This is a genomic window from Azospirillum largimobile (genome assembly GCF_977007025.2).
The window spans coordinates 2,813,528-2,840,122 of the sequence record NZ_CDRMUA020000001.1 but is presented as its reverse complement, the minus strand read 5'-3'; the positions used below and the strand labels follow the sequence as shown (position 1 = coordinate 2,840,122).

The 26,595-nt window shown below is 69.1% G+C and carries 21 protein-coding genes and 2 tRNA genes; 11 read left to right on the top strand and 12 right to left on the bottom strand.

From position 1 onward, the window contains the following. Positions 1-612 precede the first annotated feature (612 nt). From rpsT to ACWPKK_RS13410, 7 genes are all read right to left on the bottom strand, one after another. Positions 613-873, bottom strand: coding sequence for a 30S ribosomal protein S20 (rpsT, locus tag ACWPKK_RS13440; protein WP_044549314.1), 261 nt, complete (start codon positions 871-873; stop codon positions 613-615). A 195-nt stretch (positions 874-1,068) separates the two neighbouring features. Then, positions 1,069-1,845 carry an enoyl-CoA hydratase gene (locus tag ACWPKK_RS13435; RefSeq protein ID WP_452004670.1) on the bottom strand — a complete coding sequence of 259 codons (777 nt, stop codon included), beginning with the start codon at positions 1,843-1,845 and terminating at the stop codon, positions 1,069-1,071. A 106-nt stretch (positions 1,846-1,951) separates the two neighbouring features. Beyond that, a complete protein-coding gene (locus tag ACWPKK_RS13430) occupies positions 1,952-2,383 on the bottom strand; it encodes a hypothetical protein (protein WP_324866749.1) in 432 nt (143 codons plus the stop codon). 12 nt (positions 2,384-2,395) lie between these two features. Then, complete coding sequence (gene mutM / locus ACWPKK_RS13425; RefSeq protein WP_452004666.1) at positions 2,396-3,238, bottom strand: bifunctional DNA-formamidopyrimidine glycosylase/DNA-(apurinic or apyrimidinic site) lyase; 843 nt, start codon at positions 3,236-3,238, stop codon at positions 2,396-2,398. Between the two features lie 78 nt (positions 3,239-3,316). Continuing rightward, complete coding sequence (pip, locus tag ACWPKK_RS13420) at positions 3,317-4,267, bottom strand: prolyl aminopeptidase (RefSeq protein WP_452004664.1); 951 nt, start codon at positions 4,265-4,267, stop codon at positions 3,317-3,319. 128 nt (positions 4,268-4,395) lie between these two features. Further along, a tRNA-Arg gene (locus ACWPKK_RS13415) sits at positions 4,396-4,472 on the bottom strand. Between the two features lie 185 nt (positions 4,473-4,657). Then, positions 4,658-4,734: transfer RNA gene (locus ACWPKK_RS13410), tRNA-Arg, on the bottom strand. 231 nt (positions 4,735-4,965) lie between these two features. On the opposite strand from ACWPKK_RS13410, the gene gpt reads away from it, so the two are divergent. Together gpt and ACWPKK_RS13400 are read left to right on the top strand one after the other, a co-directional pair. Beyond that, positions 4,966-5,460, top strand: coding sequence for a xanthine phosphoribosyltransferase (gene gpt, locus ACWPKK_RS13405; protein ID WP_063636029.1), 495 nt, complete (start codon positions 4,966-4,968; stop codon positions 5,458-5,460). Positions 5,461-5,627: 167 nt separating this feature from the next. Further along, a complete protein-coding gene (locus ACWPKK_RS13400) occupies positions 5,628-7,280 on the top strand; it encodes a hypothetical protein (RefSeq protein ID WP_324866742.1) in 1,653 nt (550 codons plus the stop codon). 154 nt (positions 7,281-7,434) lie between these two features. Here the strand turns inward: ACWPKK_RS13400 and ACWPKK_RS13395 are convergent, their stop codons facing one another. The 4 genes from ACWPKK_RS13395 to ACWPKK_RS13380 form a co-directional block, all read right to left on the bottom strand. Then, a complete protein-coding gene (locus tag ACWPKK_RS13395) occupies positions 7,435-8,259 on the bottom strand; it encodes an ABC transporter permease (protein WP_452004660.1) in 825 nt (274 codons plus the stop codon). A gap of 151 nt (positions 8,260-8,410) precedes the next feature. After that, the gene (locus ACWPKK_RS13390; protein WP_452004658.1) at positions 8,411-9,361 is read right to left on the bottom strand and encodes an ABC transporter permease; all 951 of its coding nucleotides are present in this window, start codon (positions 9,359-9,361) and stop codon (positions 8,411-8,413) included. Positions 9,362-9,388: 27 nt separating this feature from the next. After that, positions 9,389-10,882, bottom strand: a complete 1,494-nt coding sequence (locus ACWPKK_RS13385; protein WP_452004655.1) for an ABC transporter substrate-binding protein — start codon at positions 10,880-10,882, stop codon at positions 9,389-9,391. Between the two features lie 127 nt (positions 10,883-11,009). Then, positions 11,010-12,047, bottom strand: coding sequence for an NAD(P)/FAD-dependent oxidoreductase (locus ACWPKK_RS13380; protein WP_452004653.1), 1,038 nt, complete (start codon positions 12,045-12,047; stop codon positions 11,010-11,012). A gap of 299 nt (positions 12,048-12,346) precedes the next feature. Between ACWPKK_RS13380 and ACWPKK_RS13375 the strand changes: the two genes are divergently transcribed. The 7 genes from ACWPKK_RS13375 (at position 12,347) to trxA (ending at position 22,407) form a co-directional block, all read left to right on the top strand. Next, on the top strand, positions 12,347-12,775 hold the full coding sequence (locus ACWPKK_RS13375) for a hypothetical protein (RefSeq protein ID WP_452004651.1): 429 nt from the start codon (positions 12,347-12,349) through the stop codon (positions 12,773-12,775). Positions 12,776-12,830: 55 nt separating this feature from the next. Then, complete coding sequence (gene tsaE, locus ACWPKK_RS13370; protein WP_452004648.1) at positions 12,831-13,313, top strand: tRNA (adenosine(37)-N6)-threonylcarbamoyltransferase complex ATPase subunit type 1 TsaE; 483 nt, start codon at positions 12,831-12,833, stop codon at positions 13,311-13,313. Continuing rightward, positions 13,313-14,341, top strand: a complete 1,029-nt coding sequence (locus tag ACWPKK_RS13365; RefSeq protein WP_452004645.1) for an aminoglycoside phosphotransferase family protein — start codon at positions 13,313-13,315, stop codon at positions 14,339-14,341. The genes tsaE and ACWPKK_RS13365 overlap by 1 nt, the downstream gene beginning before the upstream one ends. A 1-nt stretch (position 14,342) precedes the next feature. Beyond that, positions 14,343-15,083, top strand: a complete 741-nt coding sequence (locus ACWPKK_RS13360; RefSeq protein WP_452004643.1) for a nucleotidyltransferase family protein — start codon at positions 14,343-14,345, stop codon at positions 15,081-15,083. 187 nt (positions 15,084-15,270) lie between these two features. After that, positions 15,271-18,249, top strand: a complete 2,979-nt coding sequence (gene addB / locus ACWPKK_RS13355) for a double-strand break repair protein AddB (protein ID WP_452004641.1) — start codon at positions 15,271-15,273, stop codon at positions 18,247-18,249. A gap of 160 nt (positions 18,250-18,409) precedes the next feature. Continuing rightward, complete coding sequence (addA, locus tag ACWPKK_RS13350; protein WP_452004638.1) at positions 18,410-21,934, top strand: double-strand break repair helicase AddA; 3,525 nt, start codon at positions 18,410-18,412, stop codon at positions 21,932-21,934. A 149-nt stretch (positions 21,935-22,083) separates the two neighbouring features. Further along, positions 22,084-22,407, top strand: a complete 324-nt coding sequence (gene trxA / locus ACWPKK_RS13345) for a thioredoxin TrxA (protein ID WP_324866722.1) — start codon at positions 22,084-22,086, stop codon at positions 22,405-22,407. 278 nt (positions 22,408-22,685) lie between these two features. Here the strand turns inward: trxA and ACWPKK_RS13340 are convergent, their stop codons facing one another. Beyond that, entirely contained in the window at positions 22,686-23,510 is an 825-nt protein-coding gene (locus ACWPKK_RS13340; RefSeq protein ID WP_452004635.1) for a hypothetical protein, read from the bottom strand. A gap of 112 nt (positions 23,511-23,622) precedes the next feature. Here ACWPKK_RS13340 and ACWPKK_RS13335 point away from each other — a divergent pair, with 112 nt between their 5' ends. Together ACWPKK_RS13335 and ACWPKK_RS13330 are read left to right on the top strand one after the other, a co-directional pair. Next, positions 23,623-24,498 carry an SDR family oxidoreductase gene (locus ACWPKK_RS13335; protein ID WP_324866718.1) on the top strand — a complete coding sequence of 292 codons (876 nt, stop codon included), beginning with the start codon at positions 23,623-23,625 and terminating at the stop codon, positions 24,496-24,498. Positions 24,499-24,666: 168 nt separating this feature from the next. Continuing rightward, positions 24,667-26,385: a hypothetical protein gene (locus ACWPKK_RS13330; RefSeq protein WP_452004631.1), complete on the top strand. Its 1,719-nt coding sequence runs from the start codon at positions 24,667-24,669 to the stop codon at positions 26,383-26,385. Positions 26,386-26,595 lie beyond the last annotated feature (210 nt).

Below are 26,595 nucleotides of genomic sequence, written 5' to 3'. Positions count from 1 at the left end.
GCTCCCTTACTCCCGCTCCTTCCCCCCGGCCAGCCCCCACCGCCGAGGCGGCGCGGGATCGACCCCGCGACCGGAACCGCCGTTCACCGGTGCCGGACACACCGATGGTGTGCCCGCGGACTGGTGCCCCGGCCGCCCGCCTGGTCCCGCCCGGACGCATCCAGGCAGGGTTGACCCCGAACGGAACATTATAACCAAAACGCACACGCATGAGTCGACGGGATTGTAAATCCCGCCCCAAGCGCGACAGCTTGTAAGTAAAAGAAGATCGTGCGATCGACCGGGACTCAACAAGCCCTGATCCGGCGTAAGACCTTCAGTATTTCACTTCTGTGTTCGGCCGGCCACAGAGTGTTGCATCACCCCATTTCGCCCCGCCGAATTGGAGCAAAAGTCTAACCATACCAACGAAATCTGGCAATGGGACAGATGGCGAACGGCCTAAAAAGATAAAAACCATCGCTCCGACCACAAGGCCGATCTCGAATCTCATAAGCGCGCCTAACAACAATCTAAGACAATTGTCGAGTACCCATACATTTACTTTAAACGCAAAAAGCCGCGCCCCGAGTCACGGGCGCGGCTTTTTGAAACCAGCGGATGAAAGCTCTATCAGAGAGCCTTGATCGCAGCCGACAGACGCGACAGCTTGCGCGACACGGTGTTCTTGTGCAGCACGCCCTTCGAGACGCCGCGCATCAGCTCCGGCTGAGCGGACTTGAACGCGTCGGCGGCGGCGGACTTGTCGCCGCTCTGGATCGCGCCCTCGACCTTCTTCACGAAGGAACGGATGCGGCTGATGCGGGCACGGTTGACTTCCGTGCGACGCTCGGTCTGACGAATGCGCTTTTCAGCGGACTTATGATTGGCCATGGAAACCCTACTCCGAACGACACGGCTGTCGTGATGCGAGCGCGCCTTATACGCGGCAGCGCACCTCGAGTCAAGGCGTGGACGCCCGATGATTTTGACTAATCGTACGCGGACGACATCTTGATGGGATCTGGTCCATCCCCCGCAAGATGCAGGGGACGGCCCAGGCGGCAGAGTCAACGCAGGTGCAGCGACTCAGCGATTCTTCCAGCCGGGCTGGCGCTTCTCGGCGAAGGCGGCCATGCCTTCCTTCTGGTCTTCGGTGGCGAAGGTCGAATGGAACAGGCGGCGCTCGAAACGGATGCCTTCGGCCAGCGTCGACTCATAGGCGACGTTGACCGCCTCCTTCGCCATGGCGATGACCGGCTGCGACAGCGAGGCGATCTTGGTGGCGACCTTCACCGCCTCCTCCACCAGCTCGGCGGCCGGGACGATGCGGGAGACGAGGCCGCAGCGCTCGGCCTCGGCGGCGTCGATCATGCGGCCGGTCAGGACCATCTCCATCGCCTTGGACTTGCCGACGAAGCGGGTCAGGCGCTGGGTGCCGCCGGCGCCGGGGATGGTGCCGATGGTGACCTCCGGCTGGCCGAACTTGGCGGTGTCGGCCGCCAGGATGAAGTCCGCCATCATCGCCAGTTCGCAGCCGCCGCCGAGAGCGAAGCCGGCCACCGCGGCGATGGTCGGCTTGCGGCACTTGGCCAGCCGCTCCCACTTCGCGGTGATGAAGTTGGAATTGTAGACATCCATATAAGAGAAGCCGGCCATCTCCTTGATGTCGGCGCCGGCGGCGAAGGCGCGCTCCGACCCGGTCACGACGATGGCGCCGATGGCTTGATCGGCCTCGAAATCGTCCAGGGCCCGACCCAGCTCGGTCACCAGTTGGTCGCACAGCGCGTTCAGCGCCTTCGGACGGTTGAGCGTGATCAGGCCGACCGGGCCGCGGGTCTCGACGAGGATGGTTTCATAGGACATGGCTGCAGCACTCTCCCGATGGGGCGAGCCCGGTTGCTTCCGGGACTCGTGGTTGTGTAGGGGCGTCTGTTGAGGACCCGCGCGAGTATGGCGGGTGTTCCCGCCGTCAGCGCGGCGTCAAAGTGAAGCGGACGGCGGTCGTGGCCTTCGGTTTGGCCTGTTGGGGGAATTCCAGCCGCAGTTCCTCGCCCTCGCGGACGAAGACGCGGTCGGACGCCCGGCGCCAGCCCAGCTGCGGCAGGGTCTGGTCGTAGAAGGCCAGCACCGCCTGGCGCGGCACCTCCCCCGACAGCACCGCCTGGATGATCCGTCCGCCTGGCTTGTCGAAGACCAGAGGCTCCGATTCGGCGGTCGCCAGCCCGGGCATCACCGGAACGTCGGTGAAGCCGGGGACGAACGGCCCGGAGTCGGCAGCGACCGGTTGGGCGGCGAATGCCGGAGGAATGGGAATAAGGAAGCTCCCCAGGCCCGCGACCGCGGGGCCGGCAAGGAGAAAAGCGGCGGACGCCGCCCGGAGCATGGCCGGTAGAGCCGTCATGCCCCAGCTATATCACCGTTGGCGCGCCGCACAAAAGAAAGTCGAGCGGCCGGACTGTACAATCCGCTGAACGCCCCCTGTCCGGGAGCGGTCGCAGTCGCAATCGGGGCAGCCCTCCCCCTCCCGGTCGTAGACGGCGAACTGGTGCTGGAAATAGCCCAGTTCCCCCGACGCCTGCCTGTAGTCGCGCAAGGAGGAGCCGCCGGCGGCGATGGCGCGCTCCAGCACCTCCCGCACCGCGGTGGCGAGATGGTCGACCTCCTCGGGCCTGAGGCTGGCGGCGGTCCGGGTCGGCAGGATGCCGGACTGGTATAGCGCTTCCGACACATAGATGTTGCCGAGGCCGGCGACGATGCTCTGGTCCAGCAGGGCTGCCTTGATCGGCGTGATCTTGCCGGCCAGCCGACGGGCGAGTTCGGGGCCTGAGAATTCGTTGCCCAGCGGCTCCGGTCCCAGGTTGCGCAGCATCGGATGGTCGCCCAGCGCGTCCGCCACCGTCAGGTCCATCAGGCCGAAGCGGCGGGCGTCGTTGAAGGTGACGACGGTGCCGGCGTCGGTCTCGAACACCACATGGTCGTGCTTGTCGAAGGAATCGGGGCGTTCCGGCGCGATGATCATGCGGCCGGACATGCCGAGATGGGCGATCAGCACGCCGCCGTCATCCAGATGCATCAGGATGTATTTGGCCCGCCGCCGCACCGACTCGACGCGCCGGCCGGTCAGCCTTTCGCAGAAGCGCGGCGGAAAGGGGGTGCGCAGGTTCGGCCGCCGCTGCTCCACACGGACCAGCCGCCGGCCTTCGAGATGCGGGGCAAGGCCCCGGCACACCGTCTCGACTTCGGGAAGTTCAGGCATCGGCAGAGTGTGGGGTGGGTGGCGGATGGGTGCAAGGGCGGTTGTCGAAGCCCTCTCCCGCCCCGGGAGAGGGAGATCTCACCGATATTCCTTGAAGCGCTCCGTCGCCTGGATCAGCGCGGCGCGGATGCCGGGTTCCATGGCGGAGTGGCCGGCGTCGGGAACGATGCGGTAGTCGGCTTCGGGCCAGGCGCGGTGCAGCGCGTCGGCGGAGACCACCGGGCAGACGATGTCGTAGCGGCCCTGGACGATCACCCCCGGCAGATGGCGGATGCGGGAAACGTCGCGCAGCAGCTTGTCCTCCGGCGTAAAGCGGTTGGAGCGGAAGTAATGCGCCTCGATCCGCGCCAGCCCCAGGGCGTGGCGGTCCTCGCCACTGGCGGCGATCAGGTCCGGCGACGGCAGCAGGGAAGAGCAGCTGCCCTCATAGATGCTCCACACCCGCGCTGCGGCCATGCGCACCATCGGGTCGGGCGAGTCGAGCCGCTTCCAATAGGCCTCCAGCAGGTCGCCGCGCTCGTCTTCCGGAATATGGCCGGCAAAGGCAGCCCAAGCCTCCGGGAAGAGGATGCGCATGGAATAGAGGAACCAGTCGATCTCGCTCTTCCGCATCAGGAAGATGCCGCGCAGGATCAGGCCCAGGCAGCGCTCCGGATGGGTTTCGGCATAGGCCAGCGCCAGCGTCGAGCCCCAGGAGCCGCCGAACAGGTGCCAGCGTTCGATCCCCAGGTGCCGGCGCAGCGTCTCGATGTCCTCGACCAGCCGTTCGGTGGTGTTCTCGCGCGTTTCGCCCAAGGGCGTGGAGCGGCCGGCCCCCCGCTGGTCCATCACGACGATGCGGTAATGGGCGGGATCGAAGAAGCGGCGGTGGGTGGGCGAGGCCCCGGCCCCCGGCCCGCCATGCAGGAACATCACCGGCACGCCGCGCGGATTGCCCGCCTGCTCCCAATAGACCGTATGGATCCCGTCGACGGCGAGCGTGCCGGTCTGGAACGGGTCGATGGGCGGATAGAAGTCGCTGCGGGGCATGGCCATGCATCCAGTGGTGCGGGCCACAAGTGTAAAGGAGCCACCGGGGCTCGCGCCAGAGCGACGAAGTCGTGAAACGACAAAGGCCGCCCGGAGGCGGCCTTGCATGTCGAAGTCATGGAGGAGGATGGCGCGCCCGAAGAGATTCGAACTCCTGACCCTCAGATTCGTAGTCTGATGCTCTATCCAGCTGAGCTACGGGCGCCTTATCCACCAAACGTCTCGCCGTCGAAGTGTCCCCCGGCGTCGAGGCGCGCAACCTACTCAAATCCGTCATCGAAGGCAAGAGCTTTTCACGAAGAAAAACGCGAAGCTTTCTTGCGGATTTCGACGATGTCCCAGACGACAAAGGCCACCGCGGAGGTGGCCTGTCTTGTCGAACGGGAAGGATGGCGCGCCCGAAGAGATTCGAACTCCTGACCCTCAGATTCGTAGTCTGATGCTCTATCCAGCTGAGCTACGGGCGCCTTATCCACCGTCTGTCCCGGCGTCGGCGGCAGGCCGTCGGCGTCGAGGCGCGCAACATACTCAAACACCCCCTGCCCCGCAAGCGCTTTTTTCACGAATTTTCGCCTGCCTTCCAACGCCCCTGCGACGCCCCTGCGACGGTCGGTCCACCGCGTACGAATCACCCCCGATTGCCGGGCGGCGGCGGCTGGGTTATACAGTCCCCTTGCTGTTTTTGGAGAGTCAGTACCGTGGCCGAAGCCCCCTTCAACAAGCATTTCCCGGTGTCCTGGGAAGAGCTCCACCGCAACGCCAAGGCGCTGGCCTGGCGCCTGATCGACCGTGGCCCGTGGAAGGGCATCATCGCGATCACGCGCGGCGGCATGGTTCCTGCGGCGATCATCGCGCGCGAGCTCGAGATCCGCATGATCGACACCGTCTGCGTCTCCAGCTACGACCACCAGCAGCAGCGCAATGCGACGGTGCTGAAGGGTGTCGAGGGCGCCAATGCCGGCGACGGCGAGGGCTGGCTGATCATCGACGACCTGGTCGACACCGGCAAGACGGCGGAAGTCGTGCGCAAGATGCTGCCGAAGGCGCATTTCGCCACCGTCTACGCCAAGCCGGCCGGCCGGCCGCTGGTCGACACCTTCATCACCGAAGTCAGCCAGGACACCTGGATCCACTTCCCCTGGGACATCGAGCTGCAGTTCTCGCAGCCGATCGCCAAGCTGCGGAACAGCTGACGGCCAACCACCGGCACGGCTCCCCGCGGCATGCGGGGGCCATGCCGGTGCGCCGGTTCGCGCGTTCCGGCTCATTACATAAAAATTTACCGTTTGCGTCCTAAATGGCGCGCGGCGGAGCGTCTGCGCCCGCCATCGCCTTACCAACATCGCGTGGCGGCCCGCGCATGACCGACGATTCGACCGGCGATATACGCCCGGATGAACTGCACCAGGACGAGTTGCGGCAGAAGATCGACGCGCTGGTGGCACGGCTGCCGGCAAGCCTCGTCTACAGCCTGCTGAGCGAGATCGAGGGCATGGACAGCGAGCCGACCGACCGGGTCCAGCTCGTCCGCCAATATGTCATCGAGTATCTGAACCGCCAGCGCACCAACCGTGCCCGGCGCCTGTTCACCAACCTGTTCGAAGCCTTCCTGATCGACGACGACGTGCTGTACCACGCCGGCCTGTCGATTCCCGGCATGCTGCAGCGGGTCGATGTCGGCGCCCTGTGGGAGGCGCTGAGCCGCGACGCCTTCCCGCTGCTGGCGGTGGAGGCGCAGGAGACGCTGGACGAGATGGCGCGCGGCGACGTGATCGACCGCATCCTGCGCTCCCCCGTCGCCATGGTGATGAAGGAGCGGATGCGCGTCGCCGCGGTGAAGCATCTGGACGCCGTGCTGGCGAACAAGAAGGCAACGGATGAATTGCTGGGCGGCCTGTCGCGTAACCGGCCGCGCCGCACCCGGCTGATGTCGGGATTCCTGGAAAAGACGCCGGCCATCGACATCGGCACGCTGCGGCTGATGCATCTGGTCCTGGCCAATGCCGAAGGACCGGTGAAGCCTGTCGCCGACCGGCTGGAGGATTTTCCGGCCTCGTGCGGCGGCGAGGCGGAGGCGAACCGGCTGGCCGACCTGCTTCAGGACGCGACGGAGCAGCTGCGCGACCGCTGCGGCGACGATCTGGCCAACCTGCTGCCGCTGTCGGTCCTGACGGTGAAGCGCAATTATCCGGTCGCGGCGCTCTATATCCGGCAGAGCGGCGTCGATCCCGGCCGCGGCGATGCCTTGACCGCGGCGCTGACCGGCCATTTCGTCGGCGTCACCCGCGCGCTGACCGCGGCGCTGACCGTCATCCTCAAGCTGAACGACCGGGTTCCCGGCTCCGCCATCCGGCCCAGTGCCAAGGAAAAGGCGCGGCTGGAGGCGCTGGTGCAGCGGCTCGATCAACTGGTCCATGCCGCCACCTCCGCCGGATTGATGGAGGACCGCCGCAGCGAGCCGGCCTTCCGCAACGCCTGGACCCAGGCGGCCAAGATCATCGGAGCGCGGGTGGCAGCGGTGGCGATGGAACGCTCCGCCCAGGCCGCCGCCGCCCGGCGCCAGCCGGTCATCGACCATGGCGACGTGGTGTGGCTCGACCGGCTGCTGTGGCGCTGGCAGGCGATGTCGCGCGACTTCGGGTTCGAGACCTACGATCTGGTGAAGTGGCGCGAAAACCTGCTGGAGGAACTGCGCGCCAACGTCGAGAAGGCGATGAAGTTCGAGGATGCCGACCCGCTCGACGAACGGATGGAGCATCTTCTGCGCATCAACGCCATCGCCGGGGTGTTCGGGCAGCGCGTCAGCGCCTGGATCCCCACCTTCAGCCACAACATGACCCGCTTGCTGTCGCACCGGCTGGAGCGCGGCGGGGTGCTGGGCGCGGAAGAGCAGGCGATCATCGACGACCTCGTCGCCACGGCGCGCACCGAAGTCGGCAAGTCGCGCTACTGGAAGAGCAACGAGCTGATGGACCTGATCGAGCTGTCGGAACGGACGCGGCCGGTGGGGTGAGCGGGGTCAGTATTCCTTGCGACGTTAGACCCCCACCTTGATCCTCCCCCGCTGGGCGGGGGAGGAAATTGGCGCTTGTTCGGGAGAGTTGCGGTAGTCCCTCCCCCGCCCAGCGGGGGAGGCTAGGTGGGGGTCTAACCTCCCCCCCCGCCGACTACATCACTCCCGACGACCGATGCCGCGGGTCGAGCCAGTCGCGCAGCCCATCCCCCAGCATCGTCAGCCCCATCACGCAGAGCGCAATGGCGACACCGGGAAACACCGCCTGCAGGGGTGCGGTGAACAGGTAGGTCTGGGCGTCGCCCAGCATCTTGCCCCAGCTGGGGCTGGGTGGCTGGATGCCGAGGCCGAGATAGCTCAGCGCCGCCTCGTTGACGATGGCGACGGCGAACAGGACGGTGGCCTGGACCACGATGATGCCGGCGATGTTGGGCAGCACATGAACCAGCGTCACCGAGAGCGGTCCCCGTCCCAGTGCCAGCGCCGCACCGACGAAGGGCCGCCGCCACGCCGCCAGCGCCGCACCGCGGGTGACTCGGGCCAGCACAGCGGCGTTGAACAGGGCCAGCGCCACCACCACGTTGATCGCCCCGGCACCCAGCGCCGCCGTGAGCAGAATGGCCGTCAGCACGGCCGGGAAGGCGAAGACCAGATCGCCCAGCCGCGCCACCACCTCGTCCCCCCAGCGCCCCAGCCCGGCAGCCAGCAGCCCGAGCGGCACCCCGCCCAGCAGCCCCAGCCCGACCGCCGCCGCCCCCACCGCCAGCGAGTTGCGGGCGCCGACCATGATCATCGACAGCACGTCACGCCCGAAATGGTCCGTGCCCAGCCAATGGGCGGCGCTGGGCGGCTTCAGCCGGGCGATCACCCGCACCTGCTCCGCCGGGTAGGGCGTCCACAGCAGCGACAGCAGCGCCATGGCGACCAGCAGCAGCGTCAGGACGGCGCCGAGATGGAGGGAGAGGGGAAGGCGCTTCATGCTGAGTGCCATCGGCGATGCCCCCACCTAACCTCCCCCGCTGGGCGGGGGAGGGACTGCCGCTGAACGCCGACAAAACTCCTGTTTCCCTCCCCCGCCCAGCGGGGGAGGGTTAGGGTGGGGGTAGAACTTCCCCTCCCGACACCCTGCCTCACGACGACACCCCTTTCGGCCGCGGGTCGGCCAGTGCGCAGGCGATGTCGACCACCGCGCTCACCACCACCACGAACAGCGCCAGCAGCACGACCACGCCCTGCACGACGATCAGGTCGCGCTGGCCGATGGCCTGATAGAGCAGCCGGCCGAGCCCCGGCAGGGTGAAGACATTCTCCACCACCACCGCCCCGGCTACGAGGAAGGAGATCTGCAGTCCCAGCACCGTCGCCACCGGGATCAGCGCGTTGGGCAGGGCATGGCGCAGCAGGACCGCCGTGCGGCCCACCCCCTTGGCGCGGGCGGTGCGGACATGGTCCTCGCCCAGCGTGTCGAGCACGGCGGTGCGGGTGACGCGGGCGAGGATGGCGGCCTCCGGCACCGCCAGCGCCAGGGCCGGCAGCACCAGCGCATGCAGCGCCGGACCGATGCCGCCGCCCCACCCCGGAAATCCGCCGGCCGGGAACCAGTGCAGGGTCAGCGAGAACAGCAGGATCAGCAGGATGGCGATCCAGAAGCTGGGCATCGACACGCCCAGCTGAGCGAAGCCCAGCACCGCCCAGTCCCCGCCCCTGCCCCGCCGCGCCGCGGCATAGAGGCCGAGCGGCAGGGCCAGCATCGTGCTGATCGCCAGCGACAGCAGGGCCAGCGGCAGGGTCACCGCCAGCCGTTCCGCCACCAGCTCCGCCACCGGGCGGGCATAGGTCAGGCTGACGCCGAGGTCGCCGCGTGCCAAGCCGCCGGCCCAGTCGAGGTAGCGGGTAAGGATCGGCTGGTCGAGACCCATCTGGCTGCGCAAGGCGGCCAGCGTGTCGGGCTGGGCATTGACGCCCAGCATCAGCAGCGCCGGGTCGCCGGGAACCAGCTGCAGCACGGTGAAGACCACGACGGTGGCCAGCCAGACGGTGACGATCAGGCTGACCAGCCGTCGCAGCAGGAAAGCGAGCACGCGGGGTCTATCCTTACTTGCTCGACGCTATTTCCAGGCGGCGTTGGTGACGTCGTTGGCCTGGACCGGGCGGTTGACCCACATGCCGGTCAGGCCGGCCTTCTGCACCGTCACCGACGGCAGCATGAACAGGAAGCCGTTGACCGCATCCTCCGCCAGGATCTTCTGCTGCTCGCCGTAGAGCGCATTGCGCTTGGCCGAATCCTGGGTGCGGTTCAGTTCCTCGTTCAGCGCGTTGAAGCGCTCGCTCTTGTAATTGAAGTAGTAGTCGGGCCGGGCGTAGATGTCGATGTCCAGCGGCTCGGTGTGGGCGATCATGGTCAGGTCGTAATCCTTGCCCTTGAACGTCTTTTCCAGCCAAGCCGCCCATTCCACCGGCTCGATCTTCGCGCGGATGCCGACTTCCGCCAGCATGGCGGCGACCAACTCGCCGCCGCGGCGTGTATAGGGCGGCGGCGGCAGGCGCAGGGTGGTGTCGAAGCCGTTGGGATAGCCGGCTTCCGCCAGCAGCGCCTTCGCCTTGGCCGGGTCGTAGGGGTAGAGGCCGGTCAGGTCGACATAGCCCTCGCGGTGCGGCGGGAAATGGCTGCCGATGGCGGCGCCGTTGCCGTACAGCACGCCCTCGATCAGCGTCTTGCGGTCGATGGCATGGGCCATGGCGCGGCGGACGCGGACATCGTCGAAGGGTTTGCGGGCGTTGTTGGTGGACAGGACCGTCTCACCCTCCGTCGAGCCGACCGTCACCGTGAATTTCGGATCGTTGCGGAACTCCGGCAGCGCCTCGTAGGTGCTGAACAGGGTGAAGGCGTCGATGTCGCCGGCCTTCAGCGCCGCCACCTGGGCGGCGGGGTCGCTGACGAAGCGGAAGGTCACGCGGTCGAGCTTGGGCTTCACCCCGTCATAGTCGGGGTTGCGGACCAGCACGACCCGGTCGCCGGCGACCCAGCGGTCGAACCTGAACGGACCGGTACCGACGGGCTTCTGCTTGTTGGTCGGCGCCGATTCCGGAGCGACGATGGCGGCGTCGCCGCTGGCCATGTGGAACAGGAACAGGCCGTCGGGCCGCGACAGGGTGACGACCACCGTCTGCGGGTCCGGCGTTTCCACCTGGGCGATGGGGGAGAAATAGGCCTTCTGCGCGTTCACAGAATCCGCGGCGCGGGCGCGGTCCAGGGTGAACTTCACGTCGGCGGAATCGGCGGCGGTGCCGTCGTGGAACTTCGCGTTGGCGCGCAATGTGAACCGGTAGGTCAGCCCGTCTTCCGAGACGGTCCAGCGCTCCGCCAAGCCGGGCACAAGCTTGCCCTCGCCATCGACGCGCAGCAGCGGTTCGAACAGGTTGGCGTAGGTGACTTCCTTGATGGCGCCCGCCGCACCGGCGGTGGGATCGAGGTGCGGCGGCTCCAGCGCCATGCCGACGACGAGGTCGGTGCGCGGCTGGGCCAGGGCCGTCTGGGATGCGGCGGCCAGCGCCAATCCGGCGATGGCGGCCAGGCTGAAGCGCTGCTTGGCGGTCGACATGATGGCAAACTCCCCCGTCTCGTCGTTCCCGACGTTTTCGTTGCCGCGATGATGCGGTGCGGCGCGGGAGAGCGCAAGCGAAGCCCCACCCGCTTTCCGTTCGGTACACGGGTGAGGCGCCTGAGGATCAGGCCGCGCCGGGCACACCCTTGGAGGTGGAATATTCGAAATGCAGCGCCTCGCCCGGATAGACCAGCGGGCGGATGGAGTGGGCGGCCTGGGCCGCTTCGGCGAAGCCGCAGAGGATCAGCTTCAGCTTGCCCGGATAAGTGGCGATGTCGCCGATGGCGAAGACGCCCGGGACGTTGGTGGCGCAGCCGGGCTGGGCCACCGCGATGTGGCTGCGCTCCAGGTCCAGGCCCCAGTCGGCGATGGGGCCGAGATTCATCGACAGGCCGAAGAAGGCCAGCAGCGCATCGGCCGGCAGCGCCTTTTCCTCGCCGTCCAGCGTGGCGACGCGCACGGCGGTCAGCTGGCCGTCCTCGCCGTCCAGGCCGGAGAGCTGGTAGGGCACCACCATCTCGATCCGCCCCTCGCGCACCAGCGCGTCCATGCGGGCGACGCTTTCCGGCGCGGCGCGGAATTTGGGGCGGCGGTGGACGACATAGACGCGCTCCGCCACGTCGGCCAGGGAAATGGCCCAGTCGACCGCACTGTCGCCGCCGCCGGCGATCACCACCTTCTTGCCGGCGAAGTCCTGGCGGCGGCGCACCATGTAGAAGACCGACTTGCCCTCATAGGCCTCCAGCCCGTCGAGCGGCGGGCGGTTGGGACCGAAGGCGCCGCTGCCGGCGGCGATGATCACCGCCTGGGTGTCGATCTTCGTGCCGATGCTGGTCTCCACCAGCCAGCGCCCGCTGTCCTGGCGGGTCAGCTTCTCCACCTGCTGGCCCAGGTGATAGGTGGGCGCGAAGGGGGCCGCCTGCTCCGCCAGCCGGTCGATCAGGTCGGCCGCCTCGATCGAGGGATGGGCCGGGATGTCGTAGATCGGCTTTTCCGGATAGAGCGCGGTGCACTGGCCACCGACCATGTCCAGCGCATCCACCACATGGCAGCGCATCTTCAGCATGCCGCATTCGAACACGGCGAACAGCCCGACGGGGCCGGCGCCGACGATGACGACATCGGTGGTGAGGACATCGTGGCTGGAGGCGGTCTGCGACATGAAAGCCAATTCCTTGAGACGGGGTGCCGGGTGGAGGATGATGCGGAAGGGTCGGCGAACGGTCCTTCCATTGTCCGCATTTCCCGGCCGGGTCAACCCCCCGCAAGGGGAAAGCGGTGCTGTGTCGCGTGCGAGGCAGGACGTGGGGTGTCTGGATCCGAATACAATTTCGCATAAATTCGCTTAAATTTGTCGATTGCGTGCCGGAGAGTGCAAGGCGGACAGTGGGAGCACGCGACGGATGGCCAGGATTTCCATCCCGGAGGCCGGTCCGGATGCCAGTCGGGTGGAGGCCCGGAATGAAGGAACTTCGCTGTCTGGTCTTCACCGACCAAGAGGTGGTGCGGGCCGTGCTCGACCGGCGCCGCCGGGTGAAGGATCCGTTGCCGGTCGGCACCGTGTCCAAGGTCGCCTACCACCGCAACGAGGGGCCGGAACAGGAGGGCATCGAAACCCGCCTGACCATCACCGACGATGACGGCGCGGTGACCGAACTGGTGCTGGCCGACACCGAGGTGACGGCTGCGCTGGTCGGCTATTGCATGGGCCGGCGCATCCCCCTGCCGGTGGCGTCGGACAAGATGCTGCACCTGATCAACGGCGCGCTGACGCTGATGATCACCATGAATTTCAACAAGGCGCCGCGGCTGGTGGTGGCCGGTGCCGCAGAAGGTGTAGGATCGGGTGCGGGGGACCGGCTGTCGCCGAAGCGCCGGGTCGGCCGCTGACCCACCCTTCTTTACGGCTTGCGGGCGGGCGGCGGCTTCGCACAGTATCCGCGCCATGTCGGACATCTCCCCCTACACCGTCACCGTACCGCTGCCGGACGAGGCCGCCACCGCGGCACTGGGCCGCCGGCTGGGCGTCCTCCTGCGGCCGGGCGACCTCGTGGCGCTGCGCGGCGATCTCGGCGCCGGCAAGTCGGCGCTGTCGCGGGCACTGATCCGCAGCGTCACCCATGAGGACGCCGAGGTGCCGTCCCCCACCTTCACCCTGGTGCAGACCTACGACACCGCCATCGGGCCGGTCTGGCATTTCGACCTCTACCGTTTGTCGGGGCCGGACGAGGTGTATGAACTGGGCTGGGACGATGCGCGGGCCGAGGCGGTGGCGCTGGTGGAATGGCCGGACCGGCTGGGTCCGCTGCTGCCGCCCGACCGGGTGGAGGTGGCGATGGCGCATGACGGACCCGACTCCCGCCGCGCCACGCTGACCGGCCATGGCGCGCTGGCGGCGCGGGTGGCCGCCGGCGATTGGACGCTGTGATGGGTGACGTGTCTTCTGCACGAGAAGCGGAGATCGCCGCCTTCCTGGCTGCCAACGGCCTGTCCGATGCCGTGCGCGAACCGCTGGCCGGCGATGCCTCCGCCCGCCGCTACGAACGCCTTCGCAAGGCCGATGGCGAAACCCTGATCCTGGTGGACACGCCCGCCCCGGCCGACGACCTCGTCCCCTTCATCGCCATCGGCGCCGAACTGGCGGCCATCGGACTTTCGGTCCCCGCCATAATCGCATCGGATGTGGAACGAGGCTTGGCGATCCAGGATGATTTCGGAAGCGAAACATTCTCCCGCCTGCTGGCGGACGGTGCCGATCCGCAACCGCTCTACGAGATGGCGACCGACGCGCTGATCGTCCTCCATCGTGGCTGGCCGGAGGGGGCGGCGGAGCGCCTCGCCCTGCCCGTTTATGATCCGGCGCTGTTCATCGCGCAGACGCGGTTGTTCATCGACGCCTATGGGCCGGTGGCGCTGGGGCGACCCTTGAGCGATGAGGATCGTTCCAATTTCGATACGGCTTGGCGGGCGGTGCTGGAGCCGGTCTGCGCCGGTGCGCCGACGCTTCTGCTGCGCGACTATCATGTCGACAACCTGATGCGGTTGCCGCGGCCGGGGGTGCAGGCCGCCGGGCTGATCGACTTTCAGAGCGCGGGCTGGGGACCTCGGGCCTACGACCTCGTCTCCCTGCTGGAGGATGCGCGGCGCGACGTGGCGCCCGATCTGGCCGAGGCGATGGTCGCCCGTTATCTCGCCGCTTTCTCCGACACCGATGCCGCCGCCTTCCGCCGCGCCATGGCGATACTGGGGGCGGCGCGCCACACGCGGATCGTCGCCATCTTCGTCCGTCTGGCGCTGAGCCAGGGGCGGCGGTCCTACCTTGTCCATCTGCCGCGGGTCTGGCGCCTGCTGGAGGCACAGCTGGCGAAGCCGGAGCTTGCACCGGTCGCCACATGGTTCGACCGCCATCTGCCGCCCGAGACCCGTGCCGCCTTCGTCGTTCCGGAGACGATCTGAGATGACCGTGACCATTCCCGACACCGCCATGGTGCTGGCCGCCGGCCAGGGCCTGCGGATGCGCCCGCTGACCAACCACATGCCGAAGCCGCTGATCCCGGTGCTGGGCAAGCCGATGCTGGACCATGCGCTGGACCGGCTGGCGGCAGCCGGTGTCGGCCAGGCGGTGGTCAACAGCCACTATCTGGGCGCGATGATCGGCGATCACCTGAAGGACCGGGCGGCTCCGGCCATCACTCTGTCGCCGGAGGATACGCTGCTGGAGACCGGCGGCGGGGTGAAGAAAGCGCTGCCGCATCTCGGCACGGCGCCGGTCTATACGGTGAATGCCGACATCTTCTGGCTGGACGGGCCGGTCCCAGCGCTGCGCCGCCTGGCCGCGCATTGGAACCCGGCGGAGATGGATGCGCTGCTGCTGCTGATGGCGACGACCAAGTCGGTCGGCTATGACGGGCTCGGCGACTATCACATGGACCCGCTGGGTCGCCTGACCCGCCGGGCCGAGCGCGAGTTGGCGCCTTTCGTCTATGCCGGGGTACAGATCGTGAAGCCGGAACTGTTCGCGGCGGACACGCCGGACGGTGCCTTCTCCACCAACCTGATCTGGAACCGCGCGCAGGCGGCCGGGCGGCTGTTCGGCCTCGCTCATGATGGGCTGTGGTTCCACATCGGCACACCCGCCGGACTTCGGGAAGCGGAGGATCTGCTGGCCATCGGCGGCGTGCGGGCGGTGGCGCATTGAGGGCTGGGCTGAGGTATACTCACCCGGAAGTTTTGCCCCCACCTTGATCCTCCCCCGCTGGGCGGGGGAGGAGACTGCCGCCACCCTCCCGCCCAAGCACTTACCCCCTCCCCCGCATCGGACGGACCTTCGGTCCGCCGAGAGCGGGGGAGGGTTGGGGTGGGGGCAAGCGATACACGGACCTTCCATGCTTCCCGATAGCTCCACTCTCCCCAAAGTCTACAGCATCCCCGCGGGTGCGCCCTTCGTCGACATGCTCGCGGCGGGGATCATGGAGCGGGTGGGCGGCGACCCGATGGCATTGGCCGGGGTCACCGTCCTGCTGCCGACGCGGCGCGCCTGCCGGGCGCTGCAGGCGGCCTTCCTGCGCCGCTCGGGTGGACAGCCGACCTTGCTGCCGCGGATGGCGCCGCTTGGCGAGCTCGACGCCGGTGACCTCAGCCTGACCGAGGAGGAGTTGCCCGACGTCCCGCTCGACCTGCCGGAGGCGATCTCGCCCTTGAACCGGCAGATGACGCTGGCGCAGCTGATCCTGGGCGCCGACGGGCTGTCGGCGACCACGGCACAGGCGGTGCGGCTGGGTGCCGACCTGGGCCGGCTGATCGACGCGGTGTGGACCGAGCGCGCCGGCTTCGAGAAGCTCGAGTCGCTGGTGCCGGAGAATTATGCCGAGCATTGGCAGGTCACCCTGAAATTCCTGCGCATCATCACCGAAGTCTGGCCCGCCATCCTCGAGTCGACCGGCGAAACCGATCCCGCCAAGCTCCGCAATCTGGCACTGGAGACGCAGGCCGCCCTGTGGCAGGCCGCCCCGCCGCCGGGCATGGTGATCGCCGCCGGCTCCACCGGCTCCATCGCCGCGACGACGGAACTGCTGGCGGTCATCGCCCGGCTGCCGCAGGGGGCGGTGGTGCTGCCGGGCCTCGACACCGGGGCCGACGACACCATCTGGGACGCCATCGCCGGCGACGAGTCCCACCCGCAGCATGGCCTGTCGCAGCTGATCCATCTGCTGGGCGTCGAACGCGCCGAGGTGCAGCCCTGGACCGACGCGCCGGAGCCGCGGGGCGCCCGCGCCCGCCTGATCGCCGAGGCGATGCGCCCGGCGGCGACCACCGAGGGATGGCGCGAGCTGTCCGGGGTCGATGCCTCCGCGCTCGACGGCCTGACCCGCATCGATGCCGCCACGTCGGAGGAGGAGGCGCAGGTCATCGCGCTGCTGATGCGCCATGCGCTGGAAACGCCGACCAAGACCGCGGCGTTGATCACCCCCGACCGCAACCTGGGCCGCCGGGTCGCCATGGCGCTGGCGCGCTGGGGCATCCTGGTCAACGACTCCGGCGGCCAGCCGCTCGCCCACACCGCGGTCGGCACCTATCTGCGGCTGACGGCGGAGCTGGTGGCGAGCCGAGTCCACCCGCTGGCCCTGCTGGCGCTGGCCAAGCACCCGATGGCGGCGGGCGGCCGCGACTCGGCGGATTTCCGCGCAGCGGCCCGCGCGCTGGAGCGCATCGTGCTGCGCGGCCCCCGCCCGGCCGAGGGGTTCGACGGCGTGCTGGCGGCGCTGGAGCAGGCCGAGCGCTTCGACCATGAGGAGCAGCAGGAGTTCCTTCGCACATGGCTGGTCGATATCGGCCAGCGTGCCGCGCCCTTCCTTGAGGCGCTGACCAGCGAAACGCCGCTGGCCGACCTCGTGCGCGCCCATGTCGCCTTCTGCGAATCGCTGGCCGCCGACGACGAATTGACCGGAGCAGAGCGGCTGTGGCGGCAGGACGACGGTGAGGAGGCGGCGCGCTTCGTCCACGACCTGCTGGACGCGGCGGAAGGCTTCCCGGCGATCCCGGCCAAGGATTACCCGGCCCTGCTCGATGCGCTGATGAGCGCGCGGGCGGTGCGTCCCCGCTATGGACTGCACCCGCGCCTGTTCATCCTGGGTCCGATGGAGGCGCGTCTCCAGCATCTCGACCTGACCATCCTGGGCGGGCTGAACGAGGGCACCTGGCCGCCGGCGGCATCCGCCGATCCCTGGATGTCGCGGCCGATGCGGCGCGATTTCGGCCTGCCCAGCCCGGAACGGCTGGTCGGCATGTCGGCCCACGACTTCGCCCATGCCTGCGGTGCGTCGGAGGTGGTGCTGACCCGCGCCGCGCGGGTGGAAGGCACGCCGACCGTGCCGTCGCGCTGGCTGCTGCGGCTGGAAACCGTGCTGAAGGCGCTGGATCTGGACGGCGTGATCGAGGAACGCGGCGCCTGCTGGCTCGGCTGGGCGCGCGGGCTGGACGAGCCCGACCGGGTGCAGCCGGCGGCGGCGCCGGAGCCGCGCCCGCCGCTGACCGCCCGGCCGCGCAAGCTGTCGGTGACGGAGATCGAGACCTGGATGCGCGACCCCTACGCCATCTATGCCCGGCATGCCCTGCGGCTGCGCGCGCTCGACCCCATCGCCGCCGATCCGGGCGCGTCGGACCGCGGCCAGATCATCCATGACACGCTGGATGCCTTCGTCCGCGAGTATCCCGGCCCGCTGCCGCACGATGCGCTCGACCGGCTGATCGCGCTGGGACGCGAGCGCTTCGGCCCGCTGCTGCGCAGCCACCCCGACGTCTGGGCCTTCTGGTGGCCGCGATTCGAGCGGGTCGCCGGCTGGTTCGTCGATCTGGAGCGCGAACGCCGTCCCCGCCTCCGCCCGCTGGCGACCGAGGTGCCGGGCCGGCTGGAGCTGTCCGGCCCCGGCGGCCCCTTCACCCTGACCGCCAAGGCCGACCGCATCGATCGCGGCCCCGACGGGCTGGTGGTGATCGACTACAAGACCGGCACCCCGCCGAGCGCGCGGGAGATCGAGCTGGGCTTCGCCCCGCAGCTGCCGCTGGAGGCCGCTATCGCGGCGTCGGGCGGATTCAGCGGCATCGACAAGGGTGACGTGGCGGAGTTGACCTTCTGGCGCCTGTCCGGCGGCGACCCGGCCGGCGAGGAGAAGCCGGTGAAGGGCGACCCGGCGGTATTGGGTGAAGAAGCCCGGACGGGGCTGGAGGCGCTGATCGCGCAGTTCGACGATCCGAACACCCCCTACCGCTCCCGCCCGCGTCCGGCGATGGCGCCGCGCTACACCGACTACGCGCATCTCGCCCGCGTCCAGGAATGGTCGTCGGGCGGCGGGGAGGGGGAGTGATGCGAATGAGCGCAATTGGCGAGACTCTCCCTCTCCCCCCTGGGGAGAGGGTCGGGGTGAGGGGGACGCATCTCGTGCTTTTCCCAAAGGTCCTGCGGCGCATCCCCCTCACCCTAACCCTCTCCCCGGGGGGGAGAGGGGATTTTTGGACGCTGTGCCCATGACCATGACCGATCTGCCCCCCCGCAGCCTGCCGCTCGATCCCAACGTGGCGCAGCGGCGGGCGTCCGATCCGACGGCGTCGGTCTGGGTCGGCGCGTCGGCCGGCTCGGGCAAGACCAAGGTGCTGACCGACCGGGTGCTGCGGCTGATGCTGTCCGGCACGCCGCCGGCGCGCATCCTCTGCCTGACCTTCACCAAGGCCGCCGCGGCGGAAATGGCGATCCGCATCAACCGGACGCTCGGCCTGTGGGCGACCCTGCCCGACGAGGCGCTGGAGGACCGGCTGGCCGACCTCTGCGGCGAGCGGCCGAGTATGGAGGCGCGGCTGAACGCCCGGCGGCTGTTCGCCCAGGTGGTGGATTGCCCCGGCGGCATGAAGATCCAGACCATCCACGCCTTCTGCCAGTCGCTGCTGCGCCGCTTCCCGCTGGAAGCAGAGCTGGCGCCGCATTTCGACGTGATGGACGACCGCACCGCCGACGGGCTGCTGACCGAAGCGCGCGACGCCGTTCTGCATGCCGGCCGCACCGAGCCGGACAGCCCGCTCGGCCGCGCCATGGGCCGGCTGACCGGCGAGCTGAACGCGGAGGATTTCGCCGGGCTGCTGGCGGAGCTGGCAAGCCAGCGCGGGCAGGTGGAGAAGCTGTTCAAGAAGTTCAAAGGCCTGGACGGGCTGATCGACGCCATCCACGACACGCTCAAGGTGCCGCCGGGGGTGACCGAAGAGTCGATCCTGACCCACGCCTGCCATGACGACCAGTGCGAGCCGCCGGCCCTGCGCGAGGCCTGCCGGGCGCTGGCGGGCGGCAGCGCCGGCGACCAGGAGCGCGGCATCGCCATCCAGCACTGGCTGGACGCCGCCGACCGCCGGGTTCGCGCCTTCGAGGCCTACAAGCGCCTGTTCCTGACCGCCGAGGGCAGCCCGCGCAAAACCCTCATCACCAAGAAGCCGGCCACCGCCTATCCGCAGGCGCTGCTGTCCTTGCAGAAGGAGGCGGAACGGCTGGTGGAGATATCGGAGCGGGTGAAGGCCGCCGGCGTCGCCGCCTCGACCACCGCGCTGCTGACGCTGGCGCAGGCGATGCTGGACGCCTACCGCGAGCGCAAGGCGGCGCGCGCGCTGCTCGACTACGACGACCTGATCCTGGCGGCCAACCGGCTGCTGAGCGGCGACGAGGGCAAGGCGCCGCGGGTGCCCTGGGTGCTCTACAAGCTGGACGGCGGCCTGGACCATATCCTGATCGACGAGGCGCAGGACACCAACCCCGACCAATGGGCCATCGTCGCCTCGCTGGCCGGCGAGTTCTTCGCCGAACTGGAGGCCGCCGCGCCGGACGGCAAGATCCGCACCGTCTTCGCCGTGGGCGACGAGAAGCAGTCGATCTTCAGCTTCCAGCGCGCCGATCCGGCCGAATTCGCCCGCATGCGCCGCCATTTCCAGGACAAGGCGGAGTCGGCCGAGCGGCTGTGGGCAGGGGTGGACCTCGACATCTCCTTCCGATCCACCGCTGCGGTGCTGGAGACGGTCGATGCCGTCTTCGCGCTGGAGCGCGCCCGCGACGGCGTGGCGTCGGATGCCAGCCCGGTGATCCGCCACCGCGCATTCCGCCGCGGGCAGGCCGGATTGGTCGAGCTTTGGCCGCCGGTGAAGCCGGCCGAGGTGATCGAGACGCCGGCCTGGGCACCGCCGGTGGCGCGCGAGTCCGCCGACTCGCCGTCCGCCCGCCTCGCCTCGGTTATCGCGGCGACGGTGCATCGCTGGATCGACAGTGGGGAGAAGCTGGAGGCCAAGGGACGGCCGGTGCAGCCCGGCGACGTCATGGTGCTGGTCCGCCGCCGTACCGCCTTCGTCACCGAACTGGTCCGCGCGCTGAAGGACCGCGGCGTGCCGGTGGCCGGTGTCGACCGCATGGTGCTGACCGAACAGCTGGCCGTCATGGATCTGGTGGCGCTGGCCGATTTCCTGCTGCTGCCCGACGACGATCTGACGCTCGCCACCGTGCTGAAGGGGCCGCTGATCGGACTGACGGAGGAGGAGTTGTTCCGCGTCGCCCATGGCCGGCGCGGCACGCTGTGGCGCTCTCTCGTGGCACTGGCGGAGACGGAGCCCGACTTCCGCCCGGCGCGGCGCTATCTGGGCGATCTGCTGGCGCGCACCGACTTCTCGGCGCCGTACGAGCTGTTCGCCGGGCTGCTGAACCGGCCCTGCCCGGCCGACGGGCGGTCGGGACGGCGGGCGATCCTGAAACGGCTCGGCCCCGACGCCCAGGACCCGCTTGAGGAGTTCCTGGCCGTCTGCCTCGCCTTCGAGAAGACCGAGCCGCCGTCGCTCCAGAATTTCCTGGCCTGGCTGGCGGCCAGCGACGCGGAGATCAAGCGCGAGCTGGAACAGGGCGGCGGCACCGTGCGGATCATGACCGTCCACGGCTCCAAGGGTCTGCAGGCGCCGATCGTCTTCCTGCCCGACACGCTGGGCAGCCCGACCCAGAGCCCGCCGATCCTGTGGCCGGACGAGGATTGCCCGGTGCCGCTGTTCGCCGCCCGGCGGTCGCAGGAGGACGCGCTGTGCGCCGAGGCGCGGGCGCGGGCCAACCGGCGGCGCGACCAGGAATACCGCCGGCTGCTCTATGTCGCGCTGACGCGGGCGGAGGACCGGCTCTACATCTGCGGCCATCAGGGCAAGCGCGAGCCATCCGACGACTGCTGGTACCGGCTGGTCGAGGAGGCGATGCGCGAGAACGGCGTGCCGTATGACTTCGACTTCACCGGCCTGTGTCCCGACGGCTGGGCCGGAGACGGCTGGCGGCTGGTCGGTCCCCAGACCGCCGCGGTGCCGCGCCATGTCGAGAAGGAAGAGAGTGCGTCCGCCGAGCCGCCGCCGCCCTGGATCGGCGAACCGCCGCCCGGCGAGCCGGAGCCGTCGCGCCCGCTCACCCCGTCGCGGCCGGATGGCGAGGAACCGGCGGTGCGCTCCCCGCTTGGCAACGACGACGGCCAGCGTTTCCGCCGCGGCCTGCTGGTGCACCGGCTGTTGCAGACGCTGCCCAATCTGGCGGACGACGCGCGGGAGGCCGCCTGCCGCCGCTTCCTCGCCCGGCCGGCGCACAAGCTGACGCCGGAGCAGCAGGACGCCATCGCGCGGGAGACGCTGGCGGTGCTGAGCCATGCGGAGTTCGCGCATCTGTTCGGCCCCGGCTCGCGGGCGGAGGTGCCGCTGGTCGGCGTGGTGGCGCTGGGTGACGGCAGCCGGGCACTGGCCGGCCGCATCGACCGGCTGGCCCTGACCGGGGACACGGTGTGGATCGTCGACTATAAGACGAACCGGCCGCCGCCGCAGGATCTGGAAGACGTGCCAATGGTTTACCGGAGGCAGATGGCGGCCTACCGCGAGGCGTTGCGGGCGGTTTACCCCGGCCGCCGGGTGCGTTGCGTGCTGTTGTGGACCGATGGTCCCTACACCATGGAGCTGCCGCCCTCGGTGCTGGACGCGGCGGCGGCGGGACTGGCCCCGCGGACGGGGTGAGAGGTGGCCGGCGGGTCCCCCGAAAGATGGGGTGACTTGACCGGCCGGGCGCCTCCGCCCTACATTTTGCTCAATTCCACTGACGGGGCGATGGCCGCCGGCCTTCCACAACCGGTCCGCGGCGCTTCCGAATCCAGGCTAGAGGTCACATGAGCACCACCATCAAGGTTACCGACGACAGCTTCGAGCAGGACGTCCTGAAGGCCACCGGCCCGGTCCTGGTCGATTTCTGGGCGGAATGGTGCGGCCCCTGCAAGATGATCGCCCCGGCGCTCGACGAGCTGGCCCGCGACTATGAGGGCAAGGTCACCGTCGCCAAGCTGAACATCGACGAGAACCCGGGCACCCCGGGCAAGTACGGCGTGCGCGGCATCCCGACGCTGATGCTGTTCAAGGACGGCAGCGTCACCGCCACCAAGATCGGTGCCTTGCCGAAGGGTGCGCTGTTCCAGTGGGTCGACTCGGCGCTGTAAGCGCCTGCCGGTCCAGGTAAGGAAAAGCCCCGCCCGCGGTTGCCGCGGCGGGGCTTTTTCGTTTGGGAGTTGTCGGATTTGGGGAGAGTTAGACCCCCACCTAACCTCCCCCGCTCTCAGCGGACCTATGGTCCGCCTGCCGCGTCAGCACAAAGCACAGCTTTGTGCGAGAGCTGGGCGGGGGAGGGACTGCCGCTGCCTTTCCGATCAAGCGCTTATTCCCTCCCCCGCCCAGCGGGGGAGGGTTAGGGTGGGGGCATCGTCAGCCGACGCCCGCCTCACTGCGCCTTCTTAGGCGGCTCCTTCGCCTTATCCTTACCCGCAGCCCCCGCAAGCTCCGCGGTGCGGGCGAGGTTGTCGGCGGCGGCGCGGCCCCATTCGCTGTCGGGAGAGACACGGCGGGCCAGCGCCCAATCGTCGCGCGCGGCGGGCAGGTTGCCGCCCATCGCCTTGACGTTACCGCGCAGCAGGATCGCCTCCGGATCGCCGGGCTTCAGTTCCAGAGCATGGTCGATGTCGGACAGCGCCTGCCGGTAGTTCGACAGCGCCTTGTGGGCGGTGGCGCGATAGAGATAGGCGTCGGCCCGCCGCGGGTCGCGCGACAGGGCCGCATCCAGGTCGGCGATGGCGTCCCAGAAACGCTCGCCCTCGGCACGGGCGAAGGCGCGGTCGATCAGCAGGTCGGTGTCGCCCGGCGTCTTGTCGAGTGCCTTGCCGTAGAGCCGCTCCGCCCGCCCCTGGTCGCCGGCACGCAGCCACGCCCAGCCGGCGCGGCCGAGCAGCGAGGCGGCGGCCTTGGGATCGTCCTTGCCCAGCGTCGGCACCAGCGCCTCCATCTGGGTGCCGGCCGCCTTGAAGTCGCCGGCATGGAACAGCGCCAGCGCTTCGCAGAGCTTGGCGTGATCGCCGCCGCCCTGCTCCTGCCAGCGTTTTGCGTCGGCCTTGGCGCTGTCGGGGTTCGCCTCCGCCTTGGCGGCGCAGGCCTGGAGTTCGCGGTTGCGGTCCAGGGCGGACGAGGAACCGGATGCGGCATGCGCCGCCGGCAGGGCTGCGAACAGCCCCAGGGCCAGCACGCCGGAAAGGTAAGGATTGCGTCGGGTCATGGTGCCTTTACACTCCGCCATCGCCGGGCAGGGCGCAAGCCCGCAAGCCAAGCCCATAAGCCAAGCCCCGGCATTACGCATTCCCCTCCTGCCCCAACAGGAACCGCCCGCGATGACCGATCCCCGCCTGTTCGTCTTCGGCCCCGGCTACAGCGCCCGTGTCTTCGCCGACGCGTTGCGCGCCGATGGATGGCGCGTCGCCGCCACTTGCCGCAGCGAGGAGAAGAAGGCGGAGTTGGAGGCCCAGGGGATCGAAGCCTTCCTGTTCGACCGCGGCCGGCCGCTGGCCGATGCCAAGGCGGCGCTGGCCGGCACCACCCATCTGCTGGTCAGCATCCCGCCGGACGGCAAGGGCGACCCGGTGCTGGACCAGCATGCCCGCGATCTGGCCGACCTGCGCACGCTGGACTGGGGCGGCTACCTGTCCACCACCGGCGTCTACGGCGACACCGGCGGCGAGTGGGTCGGCGAGGCGGCGTGGCTGAAGCCGACCGGTGAGCGCCAGAAACGGCGGGTGGAGGCGGAACGCGGCTGGCTGAACCTGTACCGCCAATACGGCGTGCCGATGCATCTGTTCCGGCTGGCCGGCATCTACGGCCCCGGCCGGAGCGCCATCGATTCCGTGCGCGACGGCACCGCCAGGCGGGTCGACAAGCCGGGTCAGGTCTTCTGCCGCATCCATGTCGACGACATCGCCAGGACGTTGCGCGCGTCGATGGCGCGGCCGACGCTGGGCGCCGTCTACAATGTGGCCGACGACCTGCCGAGCCCCTCGCACGAGGTGGTGGAGTATGCCTGCCGCCTGCTGGGGGTGGAGCCGCCGCCGCTGATTCCCTTCGATCAGGCGGAGATGTCGCCGATGGCCGCCAGCTTCTACGCCGATTGCCGCCGGGTGAAGAACGACCGCATCAAGCGCCAACTCGGCGTCACGCTGGCCTATCCCGACTACCGCGCCGGGCTGGAGGCGCAGTTGGCGGCCGGGCTGTGACCGGAAATCCGGCAAAAGGTAAAGCTAAGATTACAAAGCAAATGATTGGCATATACCGGTAATCATAAGATTTAGCCAAAGACACACATGGAAAAGGCAAAACTTATTTAATAATCTCTCGGGATCATAAGTGTCCGGGTGACGACTATCCCGCGAGGTGTTGGGCGCATGAACAGCACGCCGACGGTCACGACCTCCTTCCCCTCCGCCACCCCCGCGGCGGGCGTGGACGCCATCGACTCCAGCGCCTTCCGCCGCCAGATGGACGAGGTCGTCTCCCGCATCCCGATGCACGCCATCCGCTCCGTCCTGGACGCGGTGGAGGGGGCGCCCAGCCCGAACGGCGAGCGCGCCCGGCATCTGCGCGACGCGCTGGTAGAGCATTTCAACCGGCTGAGGCCGATGAAGGCGCGCCGCCTGTTCACCAGCCTGTTCGAACCCTTCCTGGTCGACGATCCCATCCTGTACCGCGCCCCGGAGTCGGTGCCGGCGCTGATCCAGCGGGTCGACATGGGCGGCATCTGGGCGGCGCTGGCCCGCTATGCCTTCCCTGGCCTCGCGGCGGAGGTGCAGAGCCGGCTGGACGCCATGGCGCGCGAGGCGATGCTGGACGCCGTGCTGTCCAGTCCCGACGCGATGGTGATGCGCGAGCTGATGCGCCGGGAAGCGTTGGACTTCCTCTATGCCATGGCCGGCGACCGCAAGCTGACCGACCGCTTCCTGGCGCTGGCGAACGACGAGGCGCGGCACGACGCCGGGCTGCGCACCCAGTATCTCGGGCGCAAGGCGCCGATCGACGGCGACCTGCTGGGCTTCGTCCGCGCCCTGCTGGAGCACAACGAGGTTCTGGTGCCGCTGACCGAGCGGATGCGCCGCGACATCGAGGAGATGCAGGGCGCCGGCGACCCGCGGTCGGCCGAGGTGGATTGCCAGTCGGCGCTGATGGTCGGCTTCGTCCGCCGGGTGCGCGATCTCGGCCTGCCCTTCCGCGACCAGTCGCAGGTGCTGGCCTGGTTCGCCCCGCTCTATGGGCTGAACGTCAAGCGCCGCTATGACGTGTTCCTGCGCCATGTGCGCGAGCATGGCGGCCCGGCGGTGCGCGAGTCGCACCCGCTGCTGCGCGCCCTTCTCTGTCATTTCCAGGCCGCCTGCACCACCATCCGCGAGGTGGTGGACGGCATGTTCGGCGATATGGACATCCAGGATGGCGGGGTGCTGTCGGCCCCCGCCCCGACCCGCGCCCTGCTGGGCGAGGCGGTGGAGCGGTTCGACCGCGCATTGACGGCGCTGTCCGGCACTGGTTTCCTCGCCAGCCGCTCCACCGGCCCGGCCCTGCGGGCGGAGCTGGCCGCGGTCAGCCGCGACCTGACCGGCACGGTGATGCCGGCGCTGGCCGCCCGGCTGCAGGCGGCGATGAACGCCCGCCACGCCCCGGTGCCCGACCATGAGGACATCGTCTGGCTACTGGAACTGGTCTGGCGCTGGGGCCGCACTCTCGGCAATGCCGGCTATGCCAACCCGGAGTTGAAGTCGCTGCGCCTCTATGCGGTGGAGACCGGGCGCCTCGCCTTCCTCCAGGCCATGAAGGCCGAACCGCATGAGAAGCCGGCCCACCGCATGGCCCACATGCTGCGCATCCGCCGGCTGATGGCGGCGATGGGCGAGACGGTGGACGGCTGGATCAGCCCGGTCAGCCAGGGGCTGCACCGGGTGGTTCACAGCTATCTGGAGGCGGTGGGCGAGATCGCCGACGACGAGTGGGCGGTGATCGACGCCTTCGTCGGCAGCGTGCGCAGCGAACTGAGCCGGTCGAGGAATTGGCAGAGCGCGGATTTCGTCGACATTCTGCGGCTGTATGAAGGGAGGCGGAGGGGTGGGTCGCTTTGAGGGAAAGCTAGACCCCCACCTAACCTCCCCCGCTGGGCGGGGGAGGGACTGCCGCAGAACGCCGACAAAAGTCCAACCCCCTCCCCCGCCCAGCGGGGGAGGGTTGGGGTGGGGGTATCGAGCGAGAACTCCCCCCTCGGCCGAAGGCCTTAACCGCAACAATTTGGTTCGACGCAACCATCGATGTGGTATGATGCGCGCCCGCTCGGG

Coding starts and splice junctions, on each gene's coding strand:
- rpsT (WP_044549314.1), bottom strand. CDS start 873: ATGGCCAATCATAAGTCCGCTGAAAAGCGCATTCGTCAGACCGAGCGT.
- ACWPKK_RS13435 (WP_452004670.1), bottom strand. CDS start 1,845: ATGTCCTATGAAACCATCCTCGTCGAGACCCGCGGCCCGGTCGGCCTG.
- ACWPKK_RS13430 (WP_324866749.1), bottom strand. CDS start 2,383: ATGACGGCTCTACCGGCCATGCTCCGGGCGGCGTCCGCCGCTTTTCTC.
- mutM (WP_452004666.1), bottom strand. CDS start 3,238: ATGCCTGAACTTCCCGAAGTCGAGACGGTGTGCCGGGGCCTTGCCCCG.
- pip (WP_452004664.1), bottom strand. CDS start 4,267: ATGCCCCGCAGCGACTTCTATCCGCCCATCGACCCGTTCCAGACCGGC.
- ACWPKK_RS13400 (WP_324866742.1), top strand. CDS start 5,628: ATGACCGACGATTCGACCGGCGATATACGCCCGGATGAACTGCACCAG.
- ACWPKK_RS13395 (WP_452004660.1), bottom strand. CDS start 8,259: ATGAAGCGCCTTCCCCTCTCCCTCCATCTCGGCGCCGTCCTGACGCTG.
- ACWPKK_RS13385 (WP_452004655.1), bottom strand. CDS start 10,882: ATGTCGACCGCCAAGCAGCGCTTCAGCCTGGCCGCCATCGCCGGATTG.
- ACWPKK_RS13380 (WP_452004653.1), bottom strand. CDS start 12,047: ATGTCGCAGACCGCCTCCAGCCACGATGTCCTCACCACCGATGTCGTC.
- ACWPKK_RS13375 (WP_452004651.1), top strand. CDS start 12,347: ATGAAGGAACTTCGCTGTCTGGTCTTCACCGACCAAGAGGTGGTGCGG.
- tsaE (WP_452004648.1), top strand. CDS start 12,831: ATGTCGGACATCTCCCCCTACACCGTCACCGTACCGCTGCCGGACGAG.
- ACWPKK_RS13365 (WP_452004645.1), top strand. CDS start 13,313: ATGGGTGACGTGTCTTCTGCACGAGAAGCGGAGATCGCCGCCTTCCTG.
- ACWPKK_RS13360 (WP_452004643.1), top strand. CDS start 14,343: ATGACCGTGACCATTCCCGACACCGCCATGGTGCTGGCCGCCGGCCAG.
- addB (WP_452004641.1), top strand. CDS start 15,271: ATGCTTCCCGATAGCTCCACTCTCCCCAAAGTCTACAGCATCCCCGCG.
- addA (WP_452004638.1), top strand. CDS start 18,410: ATGACCATGACCGATCTGCCCCCCCGCAGCCTGCCGCTCGATCCCAAC.
- trxA (WP_324866722.1), top strand. CDS start 22,084: ATGAGCACCACCATCAAGGTTACCGACGACAGCTTCGAGCAGGACGTC.
- ACWPKK_RS13340 (WP_452004635.1), bottom strand. CDS start 23,510: ATGACCCGACGCAATCCTTACCTTTCCGGCGTGCTGGCCCTGGGGCTG.
- ACWPKK_RS13335 (WP_324866718.1), top strand. CDS start 23,623: ATGACCGATCCCCGCCTGTTCGTCTTCGGCCCCGGCTACAGCGCCCGT.
- ACWPKK_RS13330 (WP_452004631.1), top strand. CDS start 24,667: ATGAACAGCACGCCGACGGTCACGACCTCCTTCCCCTCCGCCACCCCC.